This is a genomic window from Macromonas bipunctata (genome assembly GCF_002837135.1).
Taxonomy (GTDB): domain Bacteria; phylum Pseudomonadota; class Gammaproteobacteria; order Burkholderiales; family Burkholderiaceae_C; genus Macromonas_A; species Macromonas_A bipunctata.
Genome location: NZ_NWBQ01000042.1, coordinates 1 through 18611 on the forward strand (window position 1 = coordinate 1; position 18611 = coordinate 18611).

Consider the following 18611-nt stretch of genomic DNA (forward strand, 5'->3'; position numbering starts at 1 on the left):
GTGTTGCACTCCAACCAACTGCGCATGCTGCTGTCGGCGCTGGGTTACGTGCTCATCGAGCGGCTGCGCGCCTTGGCCCTGCAGGGCACCGCACTGGCAACAGCTCAGGTCGATACCCTGCGCATCAGACTGCTCAAGGTGGCTGCAGTGGTCACGCGCAACACACGGCGCATCCGGCTGTACTTGGCCTCGCACTGGCCCAGCGCACCGATCTTCGCGCACGCCATGAGCCAGCTGCGCTCGCCCTGAACGCCGCGACAGCGCCTGGCCGGCGCGATGACACAAAACTGGCCCGCAACCCAAGCCGGGGTGGGGGTCGCTGCGTCCTGACAGGGCCGATGCGCGCGGGTGCGTGCCTTTGGCTCACGGCAATGACCCGTAGCGACCCCTCTTCAGGCATCAAAGTGACAAAAGAGACGACGGGGTGGACTGCGGTGAAATATCCGGGCTAGTCGGTCGTGTGTGGCCGATGCCAACTTAACCAACAGGACACAGACCCATGCCCAAGCGCATCAACCGTGAGTACCACAAGCGTGACACCGCTGAAGTGGACAAGTTCGTTACCTCGCTGCGTGACAACGCGATCAAGAGCGGCACCTTTGACTCGGCATCCGCCGATGATTTTGTCTCGGTGGCCACCAACCAATCCACGGGCGTGACCGTGCCGGAAGGCTTGCAGCACGTGCTGGATGAAGCCCCCGAAGGTCAGGGCAGCATGGTGCTGAAAACCATCCTCGACAGCATTGGCGCCTACGAACAACAGCACGGTGAAGAAGCCCCTGCCGATGTGGTGCAGCACGCCATTCATGCCGCCTACTCGACCACCAACCATGCGCGCCGCAAATACTCGCTGGATTCGGCCACTTCGCTGCACCAGGACAATCTGGCACTGCAACCGAACCGCGCCATTGTGGCCATCCTGAGCGCGATGGGCGATGCCATTCCGTTTGCCCACTACCTGCCCGCCGACATTGGTTCCAACGAGGCTGCGCTGGCCATCATGAGCCACAACGCCGGTAGCAGCTACGGCGCTTACAGCCAGGGCGACTTGATGGACGGCCACCTGTCGGGCGCCACCTACGTGACTTCGGCCCGCGTGCATAAGTCGTTCCCCGACGCGGGTACGGGTGGCATCACTGGCCAGCTGACCGCCGTGCAGATGAACGAAGACGAATGCAACCCGACTGCCCCGGCCTTGAAGCTGCTGCGTGGCCGTTCGCTGGTGTACGTCAACGGCGTGCTGGCTGGCCGCGAAGTGGATGCCACGGGCACCGGCAATTCGGCCATTACCGGCGACATCACCATTTCCGGCGTCAAGCACATTCTGGGCGGTTCGATCAACCCCGATACCGGCGCTTACGCCCTGACCTCGACCCCGGCCCTGCCCGCTACGGTGCCGGTGTTTGTGGAAGGCTTCATTGATTACGAGCGTGACGCTTCCAATGTGCCCACGATCATCACCGATGTGAAGACGTACAAGCTGCACGCCAAACCGTGGCGCGTCAACACCTTTGCCAGCATTGATGCCCGTACCCAAATGGCCAATGAACTGGGTCTTGACCCGTACAGCGAGAGCGTGATCGCCATTCAGGCACAGTTTGCCAACGAACGCCATTACCAGGTGCTGGCCAAGGCCCGCCGTTTGGCCGCATCGAATCAGGGTGCCTATGATTTTGACTGGCCGGGCCGCAACGGCGCCATGACCCGTAATCAGGTGTGGAGCGACTTCGGCAGCGTCCTGTCCGCCGTGAGCCAGCAAATGGCACTTGACACCATGAACCACGGCGTCACGCACATCTACGTGGGCAAGGACTTGGCCGCTCAATTCATGGCCATGCCGCGCGATATGTTCGAGCCGTCCGGCGTAGCAGAGCGCCCCAGCATTTTCCGTCTGGGCCGCTACCTGGGCCGTTACGAAATCTACTACACCCCGCGCGGTGTGCAAGAAACCGGCAACAGCGCCCAAATGCTGTGCATTGGCCGCGCCACCGACGTGACCCGCAACCCGTTCATTCTGGGCGACGCGGTATCCCCGACCGTGACCCCGCTGGCCGTGGGCGCTGACCTGAAACAAGGCGCTGGCTTCTACGCCCGCAACTTCACCGCCGTCAACCCGCACGAGCCTTCTTCGCGCGGTGCTGCGCTGATCCAAATCAACAACCTGCATTGATGCACCAGGGCGCTAAAAAATGGCTGAAAAAGTCGAATTGGGCGCCCTCTCTCCAGCAATGGGGAAGGGCTGCAACTTGCTGGTGGCTGACGCTTTTGGCCAGATGGCATATCCGCTTCGCCTCAAGGTGGTCAACCACATGCCATGCGGCTTGCACTACCCAAAACTGGGGCTGTTCCTGTACGACATCGGGCAAGGGGCAGAAGTCGAATTCAGCGACCGAGAGCAGCTAATGCGGCTGGCCTCTACCGTTGAACAAATGGCCGTCATGAGTGGCCACCCGTTGGCCGTGACGCTGGAATTGGTGCCGTCTGTTGCCGATGCCACCCCAGCGCCTACCAAACCCAAATCCACCACCGTCAAACCTTCCTAAACCACTGAGAAAACACCATGTCCACCATGTCTTTTACCCGTCAACTGGGTGCCGAATCCGGCGTACAACTCAACCCGCTGCGCGACCAGTCCGAGCTGCCCGGTTCCAGCAATTCCGATCAGATTTTTGGCATCATGATGCGCGCTACCCGTGGCCGCATTGATAAGCCTTTCGTGGTCGATCGCAACAACGTGATCCAGAAACTGGGCAAGGGCGAGCAAATCCGCGTCAACCTGCTGAATGAAGCCTGGGTACACGTGGTTGAAGCCCTGAACAACGGTGCTTACGAGGCTGTGGTGCAACGCCTGACCACCTCTGCCGCCAGCATCAAGTGGGCCGTGGTTCGCATGGATACCGCCACCGGCACGCTGGCTTACACCGTGGAAGATGACTTCCCGGTCAACCAGTTCCTGATTGCCGTGCGCCACCTGGATTGCTTCAACGATGGCATTGTGCTGGAACTGCACAGCGAAGAAAAGCGCGTCGGCGGTGTCAACCAAGACACCGACCTGCTGCACGTTCGCATCCGCGACAAAGACGGCGTGCTGCTGCACGAATTCCACGGTTCGCTCAAGCCCGATGCCAAGGACGATGTGGGCAATTCCATCTACCTGCCCGATGTTGCACTGGCAATGTCGGATTCCGTGGAGATTGAGGTCGGTGTTACTGGCACCGCCGCCAAGATTTTGACCACGGCCCCGTTCTACGGTTACAACGCCGTGGGTAAGCCGCAATGGGCCAAATCCAACGTGCTGGTGTGTTTCAGCGAAGGTGGCACGGGCTACACCCCTGCCGATTACGCTGCCGCCAAGGTCAAGCTGCAAAAGACTCCGTTGCAATACGCCTACATTTCCTCGGGTGGCACACAATCGTCTTCTATGTTGGCACAGCTGGCCGATTTGGCCTTTGAAACCAACCGACAATTGCGCTTTGATATTCCGGGTGAGTTGAACGTGGAACAGGCCGTAGCCTTTGTGGAACAAATCAATATCGGTTCCGCTGAAGCTGCGCACCTGTGTCATGCTTTTTGGGCGCCGTTGAAATGCGACGATCCTACCGGCGTAAATCCGAAGGGCCATTTGGGTGTGGCCACGCTCAATATCGCCTACGCTTGCGCCCGCAATGCCCAAACCAACCTCAAGGGCTTTGCCCCGAAGAACTACCCGGTGGCAGGCCGCGAATGGCCGGTTCGCCGTAGCCGCATTACCCAGCTGATCGACCTGAGCGACCAAGAATTGAACCTGCTGGCCAAGATGAAAATCAACCCGGTGGTGCATGAAAGCTACACCGGCGGTGGCCGCTATGTTTTCCGCGATTCGCTGACGTGCGCTATGGTGGAAGTGAGCCTCAAAAAGCTGATTGCCGTGGTCGATATGTCCACGTCGATTGACGAGGCTGTGACCAAGTTCGGCAAGGACATTCTGCAACTGCCGATGACCGTGGCCGTGAAAAAGATGCAGGACTTCCTGCGTGATCTTTTCGAGGGTGCGCAAGCCTCTGGCTGGATCATTCCGTCCACCGCACAGGAAATGGGGGGCGCCGCGTTCAAGTTCGAGGTCAAGCCCAATGCGGCCCGCCCCTACGAGCGCATGGACGTGTCGTACTGGCTGCGCTATGACGGCACCCTGCGTCAAGTGTTTGTCAACCAAATCCTGAGCCGCTAAGGAGGTTCCCCGTGAGTATGTCTGAAATGCTGCGGGGGGTTCTGACCCCCCAGCGCAAGCTGGATTCTGCCGATGGTGGCGGGGCCGGTGGCGTCCCTATGGGGGCTGACCAATACGTAATGCAGGACGTGGCCATCAAGGCGGCGGCGGCGGTGCAGCAATGGGCCGAAACCGACGATTTGGACGGCGGTGAGAGCTACGGCGATCGTCTGTTTGCCCACTTGATTGGCGTGGTAGATGCCAACAAGGACGGTGACATCACGGACGACGAACACGAGCTGCTGACGCTGGCCATTAACGCCGCCTGGGATTACATGGTGTCCTATGGCGTGTCTGAGGAGGATGCCGGTTCCTTGTTGAACGATTGGGACGATGGTGCCGCTGACCGCGTGCGTGAGTTGCTGGCGTCTGGCATGCCCGATGCCGATAGCGACGACGGTATCGACAGCTTTGTCTTTAGCGATCAAACGCCGTTGATGGACTCTGCCTACCGCAGCGTGATGGTGGTGCGTGGTGGCAAAAAGATGAAGGTCAACCGCCGGGTGGGCGCGGTGCGATTGTCGCCACGCCAAAAGCTGGCCATCCGCAAGGCCAGCATGAAAAGTCACTCGCCTGGCGCCATGATGCGCCGCATGAAATCCATGCAGGCGCGCAAAAAGATGGGCCTTTGACCATCCTTGCCTGACGGTACGGGCGCCGCGTGAAAACCGTGGCGCCCTTTTTTTTGGAGTAGAAGCGCATGGCCGATCAGATTGTTTACGGTTCCAAATGGGACGGGCTTTCACCGCACTTGATTGCCTCGTTTTACGAGGTGCGCAAGACGCAAGACGGTAGCGGATGGGAGCCGGTTCCAGACAAGCCTATTGTCAAGGCACCGCTGACGGATTCCAGCCTGGAAATGACGCTGAATTGGCAAAGCCCATTTGAGAATTCAAGCCCGGAATCCAAAGCCCCCGCATTGCTGGCCATGCTTCAATCGGGTGCGTTACAGCCGGTGGTTGATGCTGTTTTGGGCAACAAAAAGGAAGGAGCGACTGACCCTGACGCCAATGCTGCACAGCAAAAATCCAATGAATTCCTGAAGCAGTTTGAAGGACGCACCGGCATTACCAAGCTGAATTCAACCCAAGTTTTTACGGGCATGCCCCCGGTGAAAATCCAAGTGACGGCCCTGTTTCGGGCGTGGAGCGATTCGCGCCAAGAGGTGATGGGGCCACTCACGCGCCTGATACGCTGGGCACTGCCACAAGAACTGTCCCCGGATGGCTCCATCCTTGCGCGGGCGGTGCAAGCGGTCAAGGGGGAGCGCGATTACGTCAACGCGCTGCTGCCCTCAAAAGCCCCCGCCATCATTGCCATGCAATACAAGCTGCGCACCTACGTCCCGATGGTGATTGAGAGCATTTCGCACCCCATGTCCGGCCCCACCGACAAGACGGGGCGCTATACCGAGATGGCCGTCACGATGTCGCTATCGACCCTGACCGCCATAGATCAGGCGGACTTTTTTGCAATGGTGCCGGGGCAGAGCCGGGCCACGGCGCTCAAATAAGGCGGGCAGAAAAACCGCCAAAAACGCAAGCCGGGCATCTTCAGAATCGTGGCATCCAAGTTTTTCCCTTTGATGCCACATGATCCATTTTCCCGTGTTGCGTACCCAGCGCCTGACCGTTCAACTCAAGGAACTGTCCATTGGTGCAGCGTGCCAAATCGCTGCAATGCCCACCAACGCGGAACAGGCATCCGCTACCGCTTTTTTGCGCCACGCGGTTGACACCGTAAGCACTGGCCCCACCGACCCAGCCCAATGGACGGTACAGGAGCGCATCATGGCCATGTGCCACTACATGGCTTCCACGTTGGAAGACGGCCCGAATTTCAGCGTGGGCGCGGGCCACTATGGCGACTACCTGGACGGTTCCAGCAACGAAGCCGCTGCACTTGATAGCGTTGAGGTGGGCGAGCTGGGCGGTGATGTGTGGCACGTCCGACACCTGACCGGCGCAATGGCCGAGTCCATCGAGCGCACGGAGGGCGAAGTAGGCGGGATGTCGGGCTACCTGCACTGGGTTCTGGCCGCGATGGCGTTGCAAATGACGCTGGCCGATGGCAAGGACGATATGCCGCAAGACGGCACCGCATTGGACAACTACCTGGCCGACAAAATGCAGGTGATAGCCGCCTATCCCGAGAGCGACTTTATCGCCTTGCGCGCCATGTACGAGGACGGGCGCGACAAGCTGCACCACTTGCTGCGCATCACCTTCAGCCGCGACAAGGCGGCCACTGGCGTGATTGTGTTGCCGCAAGGGGGGGTGGCATTGCCGCCAGCACGATTTCCAGCCCATACCGGCATCTCGGGAATGGCGCGGGAAATGGTCTGATGTGCTGGGGGAGCTGGCTTTTAGCCTGGCCATCTACGCACACACACCAATCCAGCAGGCAATGGACGTACCCGTGAGTCTGGCCATGCAATTCTTTGATTCCAAGTCTTTTGAGGGGTGGAGGCGTTCTAAAGAGTCGGATGGCAAGGTTGCGGTGGCTGTTGTCAACCGTCTGAACGACGTTATCCGCGCCATTGGCGTACTCACAAAAGGGTTATCGAAATGATTGAGGAAGTTGTAGGTTTGCTGGGGGCATCTGTGCAAGGTGTCCCGGCCTGGGTGGCGGGTTCCGCTGCGATTACCGCCGCCGCTGGTGCGTTTATTGCCCACTGGCGCAAGGCCAATACCGAGGAACGGGTGGCCGAGCATGAAATGGACATCAAAAAGGAAACGGCGCTGGTGCGTCAGGTGCGCGAATTGACCGATGAGTTGCGTGAGTCACGTCAGGAAATTTTCCGCATGCACAAGGAAATGAATGAGATGCACGAAACGGTGCGCAACCTGACGCTGGAAAACGCCGACCTGAAAACGCACATTGTCCGGCTTGAGGCGAAGGTGGAGCATTACCAGCGCCGCTGTGATTCTTGCATTGCTGCGCCGCTGCAACCGTTCCAGAATGTTCTGGCCCAAACCAAAAAGGCGTAACCATGCCCATGATTTTCATTCTCCCCCACATGATGCGTTTGCCCTGGTGGCTGCTTTTCTTTCCTAAGCTATGAAACACCCCCGCGTTGCCATTTCCTCGCTGTTCCTGTCGGCTGCTACGCTGGTGGGTATTGCGCTGCACGAGGGTTACAGCCAAAAGGCGTATCTGCCCACGCCCAATGATGTGCAGACCATCGGCTTCGGCACGACAAAAGGCGTCAAGGCAGGCGACACCATTACCCCAGAGCGGGCATTGGTGCGGCTGTTGGAAGACGCTGGCACATTCGAGCAAGCCGTCAAACGGTGCGCCCCGGTGCCGATGCACCCGCATGAATTTTCGGCGTTTGTGTCGCTGACCTACAACATTGGGCCTGGTGCATTTTGCAGATCGACCGTGGCCAAACGCTTGAATGCGGGTGACTATACGGGGGCTTGCGACGCGATTTTGATGTGGGACAAGCAAGCGGGCAAAACCTTGCGTGGCTTGACCATCCGGCGCAAGAAAGAGCGCGATCAGTGTCTGGGGCTGGCTTGAGTCCGTAGGCGGAAAAACGGCCTGATTTGGCGGTCGTGGATTCCTAAAGTTGGATCGTCAATAACCAACCTTTTCAGGACACCATGACCGTATCCAATTCCGCCTACATGAAGGGCTTTTACGAAGACACCAAGGCACTGGGCGCCAAAGTCGTTAACAGCGACTTTACCCTCCAAATCGAGGGCTTTGAACGCAATTACCTTCTGGCCAAACAGTGCCCGTGGCCTGAGTTGTCGCCTGCCGGTGAGATCGAAATTCCGACCCCGCTGGGCGCTGCAATGTTCCAGCCGCAACAAATCAAGTTCAACCAGCAAGGCCAAGTTTCCCTGATGGAAACCATTGCTGGCACCGTCGATCAGATGATGGTGGACTTGATTACCCGTGGTGGCGTGTATGCCAACGGTGGCGCGACTTTCAACGCCAAAATCTACGAAGGTACCCCGCAAAAGTACCTGCGTTACAAACGCATTCAGGACTGCTTTATCCAGTTTGACAACCCGGATCGTGATTTTGAAAACCGTTCGCAAATCCTGATTTTCAGCGGCACGATGTTCTTCCATTACTTCGGTGAAGTGGTGCAAGGCAACTCCACCGACTACCGCTGATGCTGCTGTCTGAGCTGGCCACGATTTTCACGGGCAGCGAACGGCTTGCGGGCAACTTGCTGGACGATTCCAGCGTGTTGGCGCAAGCCGTGGCAGCAACGCGCCAGTACGCCGGTTACGCCCATCTGGTGGCACACGATGGCACGGTGCCTGAGCCTGAGATTGACGGGCACACCGATGTCACGGTGTCGGAATGGGCCATCATCCGGCCCCTGTTCCTGCTGTACGTGGAGCGTGAAACCGCGTTGCAGCTTGAGGCTACAAGGGTGATGGGGGCCGACGTGTTTGGGCGGTCTTCCAGCGAGGTGGCCGCCGAGATTACCCAGATGGAAGCCGAGTTGCCGCACCGGGCGTTTTGCATGCCGATTGTGACCGTCTGATGCTGCTGATTTTGGACAACGGGCGCCCGCTTCGGGGTGATTTGGTGGTATCGGCGGTGGTGCGCTATGACCTTGCCCCAGTGCCTGCTACGCTTGAAGCCGAGATACGCCTGGACGCCGATATGGAGGCGCGGCTGGCCACCGACAAGACTATCGCACTGGCCAATGGGGACGTGATGCGGATCATCAAGTCCGTGCGTGCGTCAGGACGGGCGGCGCAAGGGCAGCGGGAAAACGCCACCATGCGCATTACCGCGCTGTTGGATGCCTGCCATCAAGTCACGTTTGTACGGGCGCGGGCCATCATCAAGGAAAACACCCCTTTGTCGGGCCTTTACCGGGCCGCTGGCGCGTCTTTGCGGGCGGTGGATGCCGACTTTCCGGTGCAGCGTTTCTACTGCCTGGCGGGCGATACGCCTTCCTACCAAATTGCACGGGTGTTGCAAGAGGAAGGCGGGGCTGTGCGCTGGAAAAATGGCCGCTTGCAGTTCCTGCGGTTGCAGGACTTTTTCGACCAAAAGCCGGTGATGAACCTGCCTGGCAATGCCAGCGACGATACGGACAGTGGCTTTTTGGAGCGCCACGAAGTCCCGACGTTCTTCAGCATCCGCGACGATGCCACGCTGGTGTACGGCAACCGGGACAAGCCTCGCACGGTGCGCTTTGCCCCCCACAAAAACGAGTTGAAGTTGCGCAACATGACGCGGGTGTTGGTACACCGCAAGGTGTCCAAGATTGCCTTGAATGCGAAGCTGGCAGCAGGTGACGTGGTGCAGTTTGCCGGTGGTGACAAGTTACTGGTGGTGACGGCGGCCCATGTGTTTCAGTCGGGCACCGATGGTGCTGGTGTCAACACGTACAGCCGCCTGTGGCTGTCGTCATTGGAGGAATAGGCGCATGAATGAGTACGGTTTGATGCCGGGCCGATACCCCGCCGTGGTGGTATCGTATGACTGGCAAAAGCGCACCTGTCGCATTGAAATACCCGGCCTGACCGATGGCGGTGACGTGATGCCAGAGGCGGAAATTGAGTACCCGATTGGCGACAAGTCGCGCCTGGGCAATTACACGACTGAGATTGAAATTTGGCCCGGTGATACGGTGTGGGTGGCCTTTATTGGTGGCGATCCACGATACCCGGTTATCACGGGCTACCGCAACCCGCGCGCTGGCAATTCAGGAGATTGGCGGCGCTGGCACCACAAGAACATCGAATTGAGCGCCGATACCAACATCGTGATTCAGGCTGGTGGCAGCGTCACGATCAAGGCGGGCAGCGTCTTGATTGAGAGCGATTCTCTGACGCACAACGGGGTCAACGTGGGCGATACGCATATCCACGGCGGCGTTTTGCCCGGCCCTGCCGACACTTCCCCCCCTTCCAATTGAGGACACACCATCATGGCAACCGCAAGCAATTTCATTTTCACGTTCGAGGAACTGGGCAGCGCCAAAGACAAGGCGCTGAAGCAGGTCGTCAAACAGTTCACCAAAGCTGGGGCCGTGGTGGCCGGTTCGCCTGAAGTGGGCACTTCCACCAAACGCACCGCCGGTATCAGCTACCGCGAGGTGTTTATCACGTTCGTGGATTCGCAACAGGTGACGTTGCGTGTGAAGCAGTCGGGCGACATTTACCAGGTGTTGCTCAACGGCAAGGTGATCCCCATCAAGAACCAGGACGATCACGCCGCTGCTGTGGCTGAGATTGTCGGGGCCATGAATGCAGGTCGCGCCAAGTTTGAAAAGGCGCTGGTGGCAGCAAAGGTGAAGTTACCCGCTGGCATCCGCACTGCGGCCCCCAAAATGGAGCAGGTGTTGATGGAAAAACGCGATTCGCTGAAAGAGGCGATTCAGGCCGTGCGCGACGAGATTGCCAGTCTGACACCTGCTGCGGCCTGAATGGACTATGCCGCTGGCTTGCGGGGCTTGCGTGCAGGTTTGGTTTTGATGCCTTCAGGGGGTTCTGTGGCCAGTGGCAGGGGGCTGGTGAGGGTGTTGTAGCGTTGAAAGAGGAAGGCAACGCGGCTGGCATCGTCTTTGCCGCCTTTGTAGCCATAGGCCGCGTCCACGGCTTTGTCGAGCCGTTGGTGGGCTTTGAGCAGGTCGGCAGGCATGTTGCCGGGGGCGTACAGGGTGGCGAGTGAGCAGGGTTGCCCCGCATCGGCGCAGCGTTGTTCTTCTGCCGCGCGTGCGTCGAGGATGGCCTGTGCGGCGGCCTCGATGGTCTGATGTTGTTTGGCGCTGGGGTTTTGGGGCCAAGCAAAATTGTTGTAAACGATGGTGTTGGAGTAGCGGTAGTCGCTTTTCAAGCGACCGCAAACGGTGCGCATCCAGGCGTTGTGCATGGTGGAGCACAGGATGCCGAAGTCGTAGAGGCTGGCATCGGGCAGCATCATGTTGGCATCGCCGCAAATGATCTCATGATCCAGATAACCGATTGGAAGAAATGGGCGGTTCTCCGACGAATGCCGAGGAATAAGCAGATAGCGGTTGCTGGTCTGCCGAATTTCGCCAAACAGGTACGGGGTGGTAGCGAGTTTTTGGGTTGGTATTTTTGGGCTGGCTTCTCGCATGGCCTTGACAGCTTCCATGCGGCGCTGGATTTCGGGCGATGCCTTGCGGTCGGCAGCGGTGCTGTCTTTCAACCACAGACAGTAACGTGGCAGGTTGTTGATGAATTCGTCGGCACCCAGAAAGCGGCGGATGTATTTGGCCGCTATGGGGTCGTTGGTGCGGATGGTTTGCGCTTCCTCTGGCGACAGCAGCAAATGCCCGCCATCGGTGGGTTGACTACCTTTGACCATATCGAGTACGCCTGCGCACAATGGCTTGCGGCGCTTGTCGATAAACACCGTGGGCGCATCTACAAGGTATGGGTTGAGTTGCTGGGCGCTGATTTCGGTAGGGTCGCCCGCAATGTTGTCGCTGTAGTCAAAAATGCGTGGTGTGGCACATGGGCGTGGGGCAAAGCCAATGATGACGCAATGCACCGCTGCTACACCGGGGGCATCGTTGCTCCATTTGAAGGTGCGGTGGGCAAAGTGAAGGTGCATGGCCCATCGGTTGAGCATCGGGTTCCACAACACGGCCACTTGCTCGCCTTGCACAATGGAGTTGGTTGAAACAAATGCCACAGCAATGGCAGGGTTGGCTTGTGCGTAGTGTGCAGCCTTGAGGTACCAGCCTGCTACGTAGTCAAGTACGCCAGCGTGTTTCATGCCGGGGTCGATGGCACACACCGCAGCCAGATCGGCTTTTTGCGCTGCATTTTGGTTGCTGTAGCCCACAAACGGCGGGTTGCCCACGATGTAGCTGCATTGTGCGGGTGGCAGCACGCTGGCCCAGTCGGTCGTCAGGGCGTTGCCTTGCACGATGGTGGCACTGTCGATCAGTGGTACGCTGGGGCGGGTTTGCCCCAGGCGTTGCGCGGCTACCACGTTCATTTGGTGGTCGGTGATCCACAGGGCCACGCGGGCAATGTGGGCGGCGGAGGGGTCGATTTCAATGCCGTAAAACTGGTGAACGCGCACGCGCAGTACGTCGCTCATGTGCAGCAGGCCACGGCTTTTGGCGGCATCCCCGTGCAGTCGGTAGGCGATCTCAATTTCCAGCAGCCGCAGTTGTTGAAAGGCCACTACCAAGAAATTGCCGCAACCGCAGGCTGGGTCGAGCAGGTGCAAATTGGCCAGGCGTTGGTGCAGGTCTTTCAGCGCGGTTTTGTTCTGGCCCGCCCGTTGCAGGTCATCCCGCAGCTGGGTGAGGAACAGGGGTTCGATGGCGCGCAGAATGTGGCGTTCGCTGGTGTAGTGCGCCCCCAGTTCGCGCCGGGCTTCGGTGCGTTTGGTGCCTTGTTCGCGTCCAGCTTCGAGCACAGCCTGGAACATGCTGCCAAATATGGCCGGGCTGATGCTGCCCCAGTTGAGCGATGAGCAGGCCAAGATGACTTCACGCTGTTGGGCGTTGAAGTCGGGCATTCGGTGTTGGTCGGCAAACAATTGGCCGTTGATATAGGCGAAGGCGGCCAGTTCAGGGCGCAGGTTTTTTGAGCGGCGATCTGTTGGGGTGTTGAGTACCTCGAACAGTTTTCCCAGCACGGTGCCTAGGTCGGAACCGTCGGGCTGGGTAGCGGCCAATAGGCGATGGAGCTGGGCGTTTTCGCCAAAGATGCCGGTGTCGTCGCCAAAGAAGCAAAAAATCAGGCGTGTGAGAAACGCTTCCAAGTCGCGGCCTTGGTAGCCGTCACCATCGAGCACTTTGTGCAATTCTGCAATGGCCTGTGAGGCTTTGACATCGACGCTGGGTTGCTCCAGAAAGCCGGTTTCGGTTTCGTCGGGCAGCAGGAATTTGAACAGTTCGGCCTTTTCAGGCAGTTCATGGATGGCGCATTCGGTGATGACGGGCTTGAGCAGGTTGCTGAAGTCGTAGAGCCGGATTTTCTGGAAGTTGCACAGCACGGCGTAACGCGGCTGTTCGCTGGGAGGCAGCAGGCTGTAGTAGCCCTGCAATTGTTCGATTGCGCTGCTGAGGTCAACGTGGCTGCCTTTGTGTTCCACGATCAGTTTGCCGGGAATAAAGGCATCAATGTAGTTGTTCTTTTTGTTCAGTTTCAGCCGGTACTCAAATGCTTTGGCCAGCGTGGGTTCGCCGACGTTGTAGCAGCGAAACAGGGCGTTCCAGTACGCCTGCGCTTGTCCACGTTCGTAGTTGGCGTGCTGGTAGTGCTCAACGAAGGCGCGTAGCTGCTGGCGTATGGTGGGCCAGTCCACGACGGTGGCGGCTGATGGGGTGGTTTTTTTGCCCGAATTGAGCGTGTGACGGGTGGCCATAGGTGTGCGGTGCTGAAGTGGTGTGTGTGAACGCATTTTCAGCGAAAAACAGCAGCGGAAAATCTCAACAATTTCCATGCGCGGGCAAACTAGGATGGCCGCATCTGAGAATTTACCCACAGGAAAGACTGAAACCATGCTCAAACGTGTGCATTGGAACGCTGACGCACAGCCCTATGGCCAGACATTAGACCGGGTGTTGTACGACTTGCGACGGACAGACTCCGGCAACCTGCTGCTGGATGCGGTGAGCATGACGGACATTTTGGAGGATTCGGACGGCGTGCTGCTGTTTGATGCCATGACCACGCCGTTTGCGCGCCTGCCCCGCATGATGGAGATGCTCAAGGGGGCCATGCAGCATTTCAGCGCCACGGTCAAGCCGCTGGATATGACGATCTCTGAGCCGTTTTCAGCGCGGGGCGTGGCCAACGTGTCGGCGATTTTCTCGCTGTCGGACGGGCAGAATCTGTCGGTGTATTTCCACAACCCGGACACCAAACCCAAGAGCATCGGCGCGAACGATGAAATGATTTCTTGGAAATGGATGCTCAATAAGCTGGACGTGACGATTGTGGTGGCACCTGAGCGCGGCAAGGAATTGAACATCCGCGAAGTGGCACGGCGCATCATGAAGCTGGCGGAGAAAAACAGCGCGGCATTCCAGCGGGCCAATGGCAAGCGGGCCGAGCGCATGAAAAAGATCGAGGGCTTGAAGGAGGAAGTGGCCGCGCTGGAATTGGAATTGACGCAAGCCCAAAAGGACTTGGAGGTGGCCAAGTTGGCAGCGGAGGATCGGGCGATTGCGAAGGCCGACAACAAGAAAGGCGATGTTGTTGTGGCTATGGGCAGAGATTTTTTAGAAAACAAAATTGATGGGGCGGCAGCAACAGATATTTGGAATGAGACAATTTCAAAATTTGAAGGAGATACTTTCAAGGCATCAATGTCTATTTACAAGGAAAAGCTCCAAGGGACTTACGTTAAAACGGTTGCTGGCAATGTCCTGATGACTGGCAAGGGTGGCGGAGAGTTGCGTGGATGGGCTGGAAATCGACCCCTGCTTGCTGAAACCATCCCGTTCATTCCTCAGATTCTTCGATCTGCAACTGAATACGAGGATGAACCACTCTCGAAAGACAGAAAAGGTGATTTTTATGCGTTCCGTAAATTTCAAGCCTTGCAGAAATTGCCATCGGGATCAACTGTAAAAGCTGTCATCAAGGTTGGGGTCAGGTCAGATGGCGCTATGTTTTACCACTTGCGATCAGATGAATATGTGCTTGATTCGGCAAAAAAAGAAGCCATGCCGGAAAAACCGAGCATGGCCTCTGTGGGAGAAGGTTCGCCGGACTTACTCAACGGTTACTCTGCCAACTCCTTGATGGACAGTATAGGAGGGGACTCTAGTGGTGTCAACATCGAAATTCTTGAAGCATGGGACATCAACGGCAACCCCATCGACCTCAATGAAGTAGCAACTGTGCAACCAGACCCGGCGGTTGGCGGCTTGCCAGATGGCTTAACCCCCGAAGGCCGCGAAAGCAAGGTGAAAACCGCCAAGGGCAACGAGGTGGTAACGGGCTTTACCGTGGTGGAGGCCGATACGCTGATTACGAGCCACGATGCGGAATCGGGCACGCCCAATCCGGCTTTCCCACCCGAGCTGCAACCGCGTGACCGGGGCCGTGACACGTCGCGGGCGTGGGTAATCAAGACCGCTGGCAACCTTGACCCGGAACAGCTGGGCAGCACACGCCGGGCTGATACCGGGGCACCGATTGTGGGGCCAGATGGCATTGTGGAGTCCGGCAACGGGCGCACGATGGCGATTGTGCTGGCCTACGCCCACGGCAAGGCCGCTGAGTACCGGGACTGGCTGGAATCTGAGGCGGAATACTTCGGTTTGTCGGTCAACAAGGTGAAGGCGATGCGCAAGCCCGTGTTGGTGCGGGTGCGCACCAGCCAGATTGACCGCGCCGCGTTTGCGGTGGAGGCGAACCAAGACGACAAGCTGGCCATGACCGCCACCGAGAAGGCCCGAGCCGATGCGCGCCGCCTGACGGACGACATGATCGCGCTGATGACGGACAACGGGGACTTGACTGCCGTGGCGAACCAGCCCTTCCTGTCGGCTTTCTTGAAGTCGCTGGGGGACGCTGAGGCCGCCCAATACAGCACCAGTGACGGCAAGCCCACGTCCACGCTGATTGCCCGCGTGCAGGCCGCGATTTTTGCGAAGGCGTACAACGATGACCGACTGCTGGAGTTGACCGCTGATGCTGCGAAGCCCGAGATTGCCAACATCATCAGCGCGTTGAACTTCGCCGCGCCCGAGTTCATTCAGGCCGCCGCACTGGACACCGAAGCCAGCGATGCCGCCAGCAAGAAGTTAGTGGACAGCATTGAAACGTCGTTGAACGCGCAGGCGGTGAACGCGATTCTGGGGGCCACCAATGTGCTCAAGCAGGCCAAAGAGGCCGGGATGCAGGTGGACGAGTTCATCAAGCAACAGGGGTTGTTTGCGGACATTGACCCGGCGGTGGCCGCGATGGCGGTGTTCATTTCCAAGAACAACCGCAGCGGCAAGCGCATGGGCACGGCATTCAAGGCGATGGCCACGTTTGTGAAGGGTGAAATCCAGCGCCGTCAGACCGCCGACATGTTTGGTGCCCCAGAGCCGATTGGCTTTGAGGAGATTGTGGCCGCTGCGAACCGCGAAATGGATCGGGTGTTTGGCGAGGGGTCGTTTGCCATTGAGGTGGGCGATTTGTTTGCCAGCAAGAACGACCCTGAGCCAACGCCACCACCTACCGAAGCACCAACACCGCAACCGACACCAGACCCCATGCCAACACCTGCCCCGCAAGACCCCGGTAAAGCCACTGCCATTGCCATGATGCAAGCCATCATCAACGGCACCACAGACCCACTTACCGCTGACCTGGACGTGCTGGAACAGGCGTTTACCAGCTACCAAGATGACGCTGAAGTTGCTGCGCTGTTTGAGCGTGCAGTTGATGTGGTGATGAACGCCGAAGCCAAGGCCACCGAAGGGATTTGACCGTGAACGCACTGGAACGACTCAAGCTAATCAAGCGCCTGCGAGAATTGCGGGTTGAAGCGGATGGACTGGGGGCTGGTGGTGCCGCCGCCATGCGCAAACTGAAGATTGCCAAGGAAACCCGCGAAATCCGGCAAAAGCTGGGACTGGGTGGCAATGCCGCTGCGCCGGAACCGCAAGCCACGGGCACCTTCCAATCCATTGCAGCGGGCATGCCGAGCATGGTGAGTGCGGAGCGCCCGATGGACGTACCGGATGGCTGGGTGGTGATGAACGCGCCGCGCCCGCTGGTGGGCACGCAGACGATGGCGGACGGGCCGATGGTAGCCGGGCGCTTTTGGGCCGCTATCGACCCCAATGACACCGCCGCCGCCAGCTACGCCGAGGAAAACCGCAAGAATGGTGCCGTGGTGGTGGTGCAGGCCAGCAAGTCCGAACAGGTTGAAATGGCGCTGGTGGGCAATGAGTACGCCGACACCTACCGCAAGGACTACCGGGGCGAGGAGCTTTACAAGGTCTTGAACCCGGCAAGCGCATTGCAAGGCCGCACAGCGGGCGATTTGCAGGGATTGCTGGGGCAGGCTAAGGCAGCAGCGGAACAGGCGGGAAGGTGGATACCGGCACCAGGCCGCCCCGGTTATGACACCCCGGTGCAGTTGGATGCGCGTCTGTTGAAGCTGGCAATTGAGCGCACACGCGGGGAGCCGCTTGCAGGAAAGCCCGAGAAGCTGGAGGCGTGGCGCAACGGCACTGCCAGAACCAACACAGACTCAGAACCGATTGAGATCGTGTTCAACAGCCTGGGGCAGTTGGATGTCAACGATGGCCGCCACCGCATTGCACTGGCCGCAGAACGGGGCGAAACCGTCACCGCCTTTATTGACGGCAAGGACGTGCAGCGGGTGCAAAAGCTGCTGGCCGATCTTGCAAGCGAGCAAGAGCAGCCCGAAGAACAAAACCCCCACGTCAAGGCGTTGCAGGACTTGGCAGCGGGCAAGAACGACGGGCAGGGGCTGGAAGGGATGTTCAACATCATTCAAGGGGCGATAGACGGTCTTGAGGAGGTCAACCTGTTGACGGGCGACAACGAGGCCGCTGCAAACGCCGCCATCACGCACTGGGCGGAATTTGAGGAGCGGTTGAATGGCTGAAACCGCCCTCTACCGCGTGGAGCTGTGCCGTGACATTTTGCACCTTCGGGGGCAGCTGGAGCGGGTGCCGTTTGACAAGGCGGCATCGGCCAAGATTGCGGTGGACAAGCGGATTCGATCCATTCGCAAGGTGTTGCTGGGGCGACCAGGGCGCACGCTGGTGGACGATTTGATGGCACCATCGGTAGGCATGAATGCGCTGGCACAGCACATCAAGCAAGCCGTGGACTTGCCCCCAGACCAGCAAAATGAGGCACTGGCCTACGTGGGTGGCCTGTTGAAGATGCACGCCACCATCAACAACCAAGAGATGCAAGCTGGCGTTTTCAAAAACCATGCCGTCGCACTGGATGATGAAGCGTGGGCAACCATCAAGGCTATCCAGCCATCGGCCACCACCGACGCGCTGGTGGACAACGCGATTGCGCTGGGCAGCATTGGGGCCAATCGCCGCGAGGAATTGGCCGCTGCACTGGCCCAATCTGGCGACATGCAGTCCCGCATTGATGCGCTCACATTGGAGGATGTTGACCCGGTTTTGTACCGGAAAATTCAGGATTTGAGGGCGGCATGGAATCAGGGTTCGTTGCACCTGAGATCGCTGCAAGACTCTGCCAATGAGGCTGTGAGGGCAGCGATTCGATCCCGAGACCCGCACGAAAAAGAAGCCTACACCCAAGAGGCCGAGCGCATAAAGGCGGAATACACCACTGAAGCCAAGCGCGTCAACGCAATTGTTGATACCTTGAACAAGGACAAAACGCTGGCCCGCAAGCTGATGATTGAGGCTAGGGACAGGGCAATCGCATTTACC

The 18611-nt window shown here is 58.7% G+C and carries 19 protein-coding genes; 18 read left to right on the forward strand and 1 reads right to left on the reverse strand.

Translation table 11 applies throughout. The features are described from left to right. The 15 genes from CON76_RS06325 to CON76_RS06395 all read left to right on the forward strand — a co-directional run. Positions 1-249: transposase (locus CON76_RS06325; RefSeq protein WP_205758194.1), on the forward strand; the 249-nt coding region annotated here is incomplete at its 5' end. A gap of 250 nt (positions 250-499) precedes the next feature. Continuing rightward, entirely contained in the window at positions 500-2170 is a 1671-nt protein-coding gene (locus tag CON76_RS06330; RefSeq protein ID WP_101102528.1) for a hypothetical protein, read from the forward strand. Positions 2171-2189: 19 nt separating this feature from the next. Continuing rightward, positions 2190-2543: a hypothetical protein gene (locus CON76_RS06335; RefSeq protein WP_145995358.1), complete on the forward strand. Its 354-nt coding sequence runs from the start codon at positions 2190-2192 to the stop codon at positions 2541-2543. A 17-nt stretch (positions 2544-2560) separates the two neighbouring features. Then, on the forward strand, positions 2561-4207 hold the full coding sequence (locus CON76_RS06340) for a hypothetical protein (protein ID WP_101102530.1): 1647 nt from the start codon (positions 2561-2563) through the stop codon (positions 4205-4207). An 11-nt stretch (positions 4208-4218) separates the two neighbouring features. Then, positions 4219-4878 (forward strand): hypothetical protein, encoded by a 660-nt coding sequence (locus tag CON76_RS06345; RefSeq protein ID WP_145995359.1) that lies wholly within the window; start codon positions 4219-4221, stop codon positions 4876-4878. A 68-nt stretch (positions 4879-4946) separates the two neighbouring features. Further along, on the forward strand, positions 4947-5759 hold the full coding sequence (locus CON76_RS06350; protein WP_101102532.1) for a hypothetical protein: 813 nt from the start codon (positions 4947-4949) through the stop codon (positions 5757-5759). Between the two features lie 79 nt (positions 5760-5838). Further along, positions 5839-6591: a hypothetical protein gene (locus CON76_RS06355; RefSeq protein WP_101102533.1), complete on the forward strand. Its 753-nt coding sequence runs from the start codon at positions 5839-5841 to the stop codon at positions 6589-6591. Between the two features lie 85 nt (positions 6592-6676). After that, positions 6677-6817 carry a hypothetical protein gene (locus CON76_RS13085; RefSeq protein ID WP_169929003.1) on the forward strand — a complete coding sequence of 47 codons (141 nt, stop codon included), beginning with the start codon at positions 6677-6679 and terminating at the stop codon, positions 6815-6817. Continuing rightward, positions 6814-7236, forward strand: a complete 423-nt coding sequence (locus CON76_RS06365) for a hypothetical protein (protein ID WP_145995360.1) — start codon at positions 6814-6816, stop codon at positions 7234-7236. The genes CON76_RS13085 and CON76_RS06365 overlap by 4 nt, the downstream gene beginning before the upstream one ends. Positions 7237-7306: 70 nt before the next feature. Continuing rightward, positions 7307-7771, forward strand: coding sequence for a lysozyme (locus CON76_RS06370; protein WP_101102536.1), 465 nt, complete (start codon positions 7307-7309; stop codon positions 7769-7771). Between the two features lie 83 nt (positions 7772-7854). Continuing rightward, complete coding sequence (locus CON76_RS06375) at positions 7855-8376, forward strand: hypothetical protein (protein ID WP_101102537.1); 522 nt, start codon at positions 7855-7857, stop codon at positions 8374-8376. Continuing rightward, complete coding sequence (locus tag CON76_RS06380) at positions 8376-8756, forward strand: hypothetical protein (RefSeq protein ID WP_101102538.1); 381 nt, start codon at positions 8376-8378, stop codon at positions 8754-8756. The genes CON76_RS06375 and CON76_RS06380 overlap by 1 nt, the downstream gene beginning before the upstream one ends. After that, positions 8756-9649: a hypothetical protein gene (locus CON76_RS06385; RefSeq protein WP_101102539.1), complete on the forward strand. Its 894-nt coding sequence runs from the start codon at positions 8756-8758 to the stop codon at positions 9647-9649. The genes CON76_RS06380 and CON76_RS06385 overlap by 1 nt, the downstream gene beginning before the upstream one ends. 4 nt (positions 9650-9653) lie before the next feature. Beyond that, positions 9654-10145: a hypothetical protein gene (locus tag CON76_RS06390; RefSeq protein ID WP_101102540.1), complete on the forward strand. Its 492-nt coding sequence runs from the start codon at positions 9654-9656 to the stop codon at positions 10143-10145. 12 nt (positions 10146-10157) lie between these two features. Next, entirely contained in the window at positions 10158-10655 is a 498-nt protein-coding gene (locus CON76_RS06395; protein ID WP_101102541.1) for a defense against restriction DarA-related protein, read from the forward strand. Positions 10656-10660: 5 nt separating this feature from the next. Here CON76_RS06395 and CON76_RS06400 read toward each other — a convergent pair whose 3' ends face one another. Further along, positions 10661-13582, reverse strand: a complete 2922-nt coding sequence (locus tag CON76_RS06400; protein WP_101102542.1) for a DNA methyltransferase — start codon at positions 13580-13582, stop codon at positions 10661-10663. A gap of 136 nt (positions 13583-13718) precedes the next feature. Between CON76_RS06400 and CON76_RS12825 the strand changes: the two genes are divergently transcribed. The 3 genes from CON76_RS12825 to CON76_RS06420 form a co-directional block, all read left to right on the forward strand. Beyond that, positions 13719-16646: a defense against restriction DarA-related protein gene (locus CON76_RS12825; protein ID WP_145995361.1), complete on the forward strand. Its 2928-nt coding sequence runs from the start codon at positions 13719-13721 to the stop codon at positions 16644-16646. Between the two features lie 2 nt (positions 16647-16648). Beyond that, positions 16649-17797 carry a hypothetical protein gene (locus tag CON76_RS06415; RefSeq protein ID WP_145995362.1) on the forward strand — a complete coding sequence of 383 codons (1149 nt, stop codon included), beginning with the start codon at positions 16649-16651 and terminating at the stop codon, positions 17795-17797. Positions 17798-17861: 64 nt separating this feature from the next. Then, the coding region (locus CON76_RS06420; RefSeq protein WP_169929004.1) for a hypothetical protein at positions 17862-18611 on the forward strand (750 nt) is incomplete at its 3' end.

What these genes read in the sequence shown, in the direction of transcription:
- CON76_RS06330 (WP_101102528.1), top strand. Translation starts at nt 500, where the DNA reads ATGCCCAAGCGCATCAACCGTGAGTACCACAAGCGTGACACCGCTGAA.
- CON76_RS06335 (WP_145995358.1), top strand. Translation starts at nt 2,190, where the DNA reads ATGGCTGAAAAAGTCGAATTGGGCGCCCTCTCTCCAGCAATGGGGAAG.
- CON76_RS06340 (WP_101102530.1), top strand. Translation starts at nt 2,561, where the DNA reads ATGTCCACCATGTCTTTTACCCGTCAACTGGGTGCCGAATCCGGCGTA.
- CON76_RS06350 (WP_101102532.1), top strand. Translation starts at nt 4,947, where the DNA reads ATGGCCGATCAGATTGTTTACGGTTCCAAATGGGACGGGCTTTCACCG.
- CON76_RS06355 (WP_101102533.1), top strand. Translation starts at nt 5,839, where the DNA reads ATGATCCATTTTCCCGTGTTGCGTACCCAGCGCCTGACCGTTCAACTC.
- CON76_RS13085 (WP_169929003.1), top strand. Translation starts at nt 6,677, where the DNA reads ATGCAATTCTTTGATTCCAAGTCTTTTGAGGGGTGGAGGCGTTCTAAA.
- CON76_RS06365 (WP_145995360.1), top strand. Translation starts at nt 6,814, where the DNA reads ATGATTGAGGAAGTTGTAGGTTTGCTGGGGGCATCTGTGCAAGGTGTC.
- CON76_RS06370 (WP_101102536.1), top strand. Translation starts at nt 7,307, where the DNA reads ATGAAACACCCCCGCGTTGCCATTTCCTCGCTGTTCCTGTCGGCTGCT.
- CON76_RS06375 (WP_101102537.1), top strand. Translation starts at nt 7,855, where the DNA reads ATGACCGTATCCAATTCCGCCTACATGAAGGGCTTTTACGAAGACACC.
- CON76_RS06380 (WP_101102538.1), top strand. Translation starts at nt 8,376, where the DNA reads ATGCTGCTGTCTGAGCTGGCCACGATTTTCACGGGCAGCGAACGGCTT.
- CON76_RS06385 (WP_101102539.1), top strand. Translation starts at nt 8,756, where the DNA reads ATGCTGCTGATTTTGGACAACGGGCGCCCGCTTCGGGGTGATTTGGTG.
- CON76_RS06390 (WP_101102540.1), top strand. Translation starts at nt 9,654, where the DNA reads ATGAATGAGTACGGTTTGATGCCGGGCCGATACCCCGCCGTGGTGGTA.
- CON76_RS06395 (WP_101102541.1), top strand. Translation starts at nt 10,158, where the DNA reads ATGGCAACCGCAAGCAATTTCATTTTCACGTTCGAGGAACTGGGCAGC.
- CON76_RS06400 (WP_101102542.1), bottom strand. Translation starts at nt 13,582, where the DNA reads ATGGCCACCCGTCACACGCTCAATTCGGGCAAAAAAACCACCCCATCA.
- CON76_RS12825 (WP_145995361.1), top strand. Translation starts at nt 13,719, where the DNA reads ATGCTCAAACGTGTGCATTGGAACGCTGACGCACAGCCCTATGGCCAG.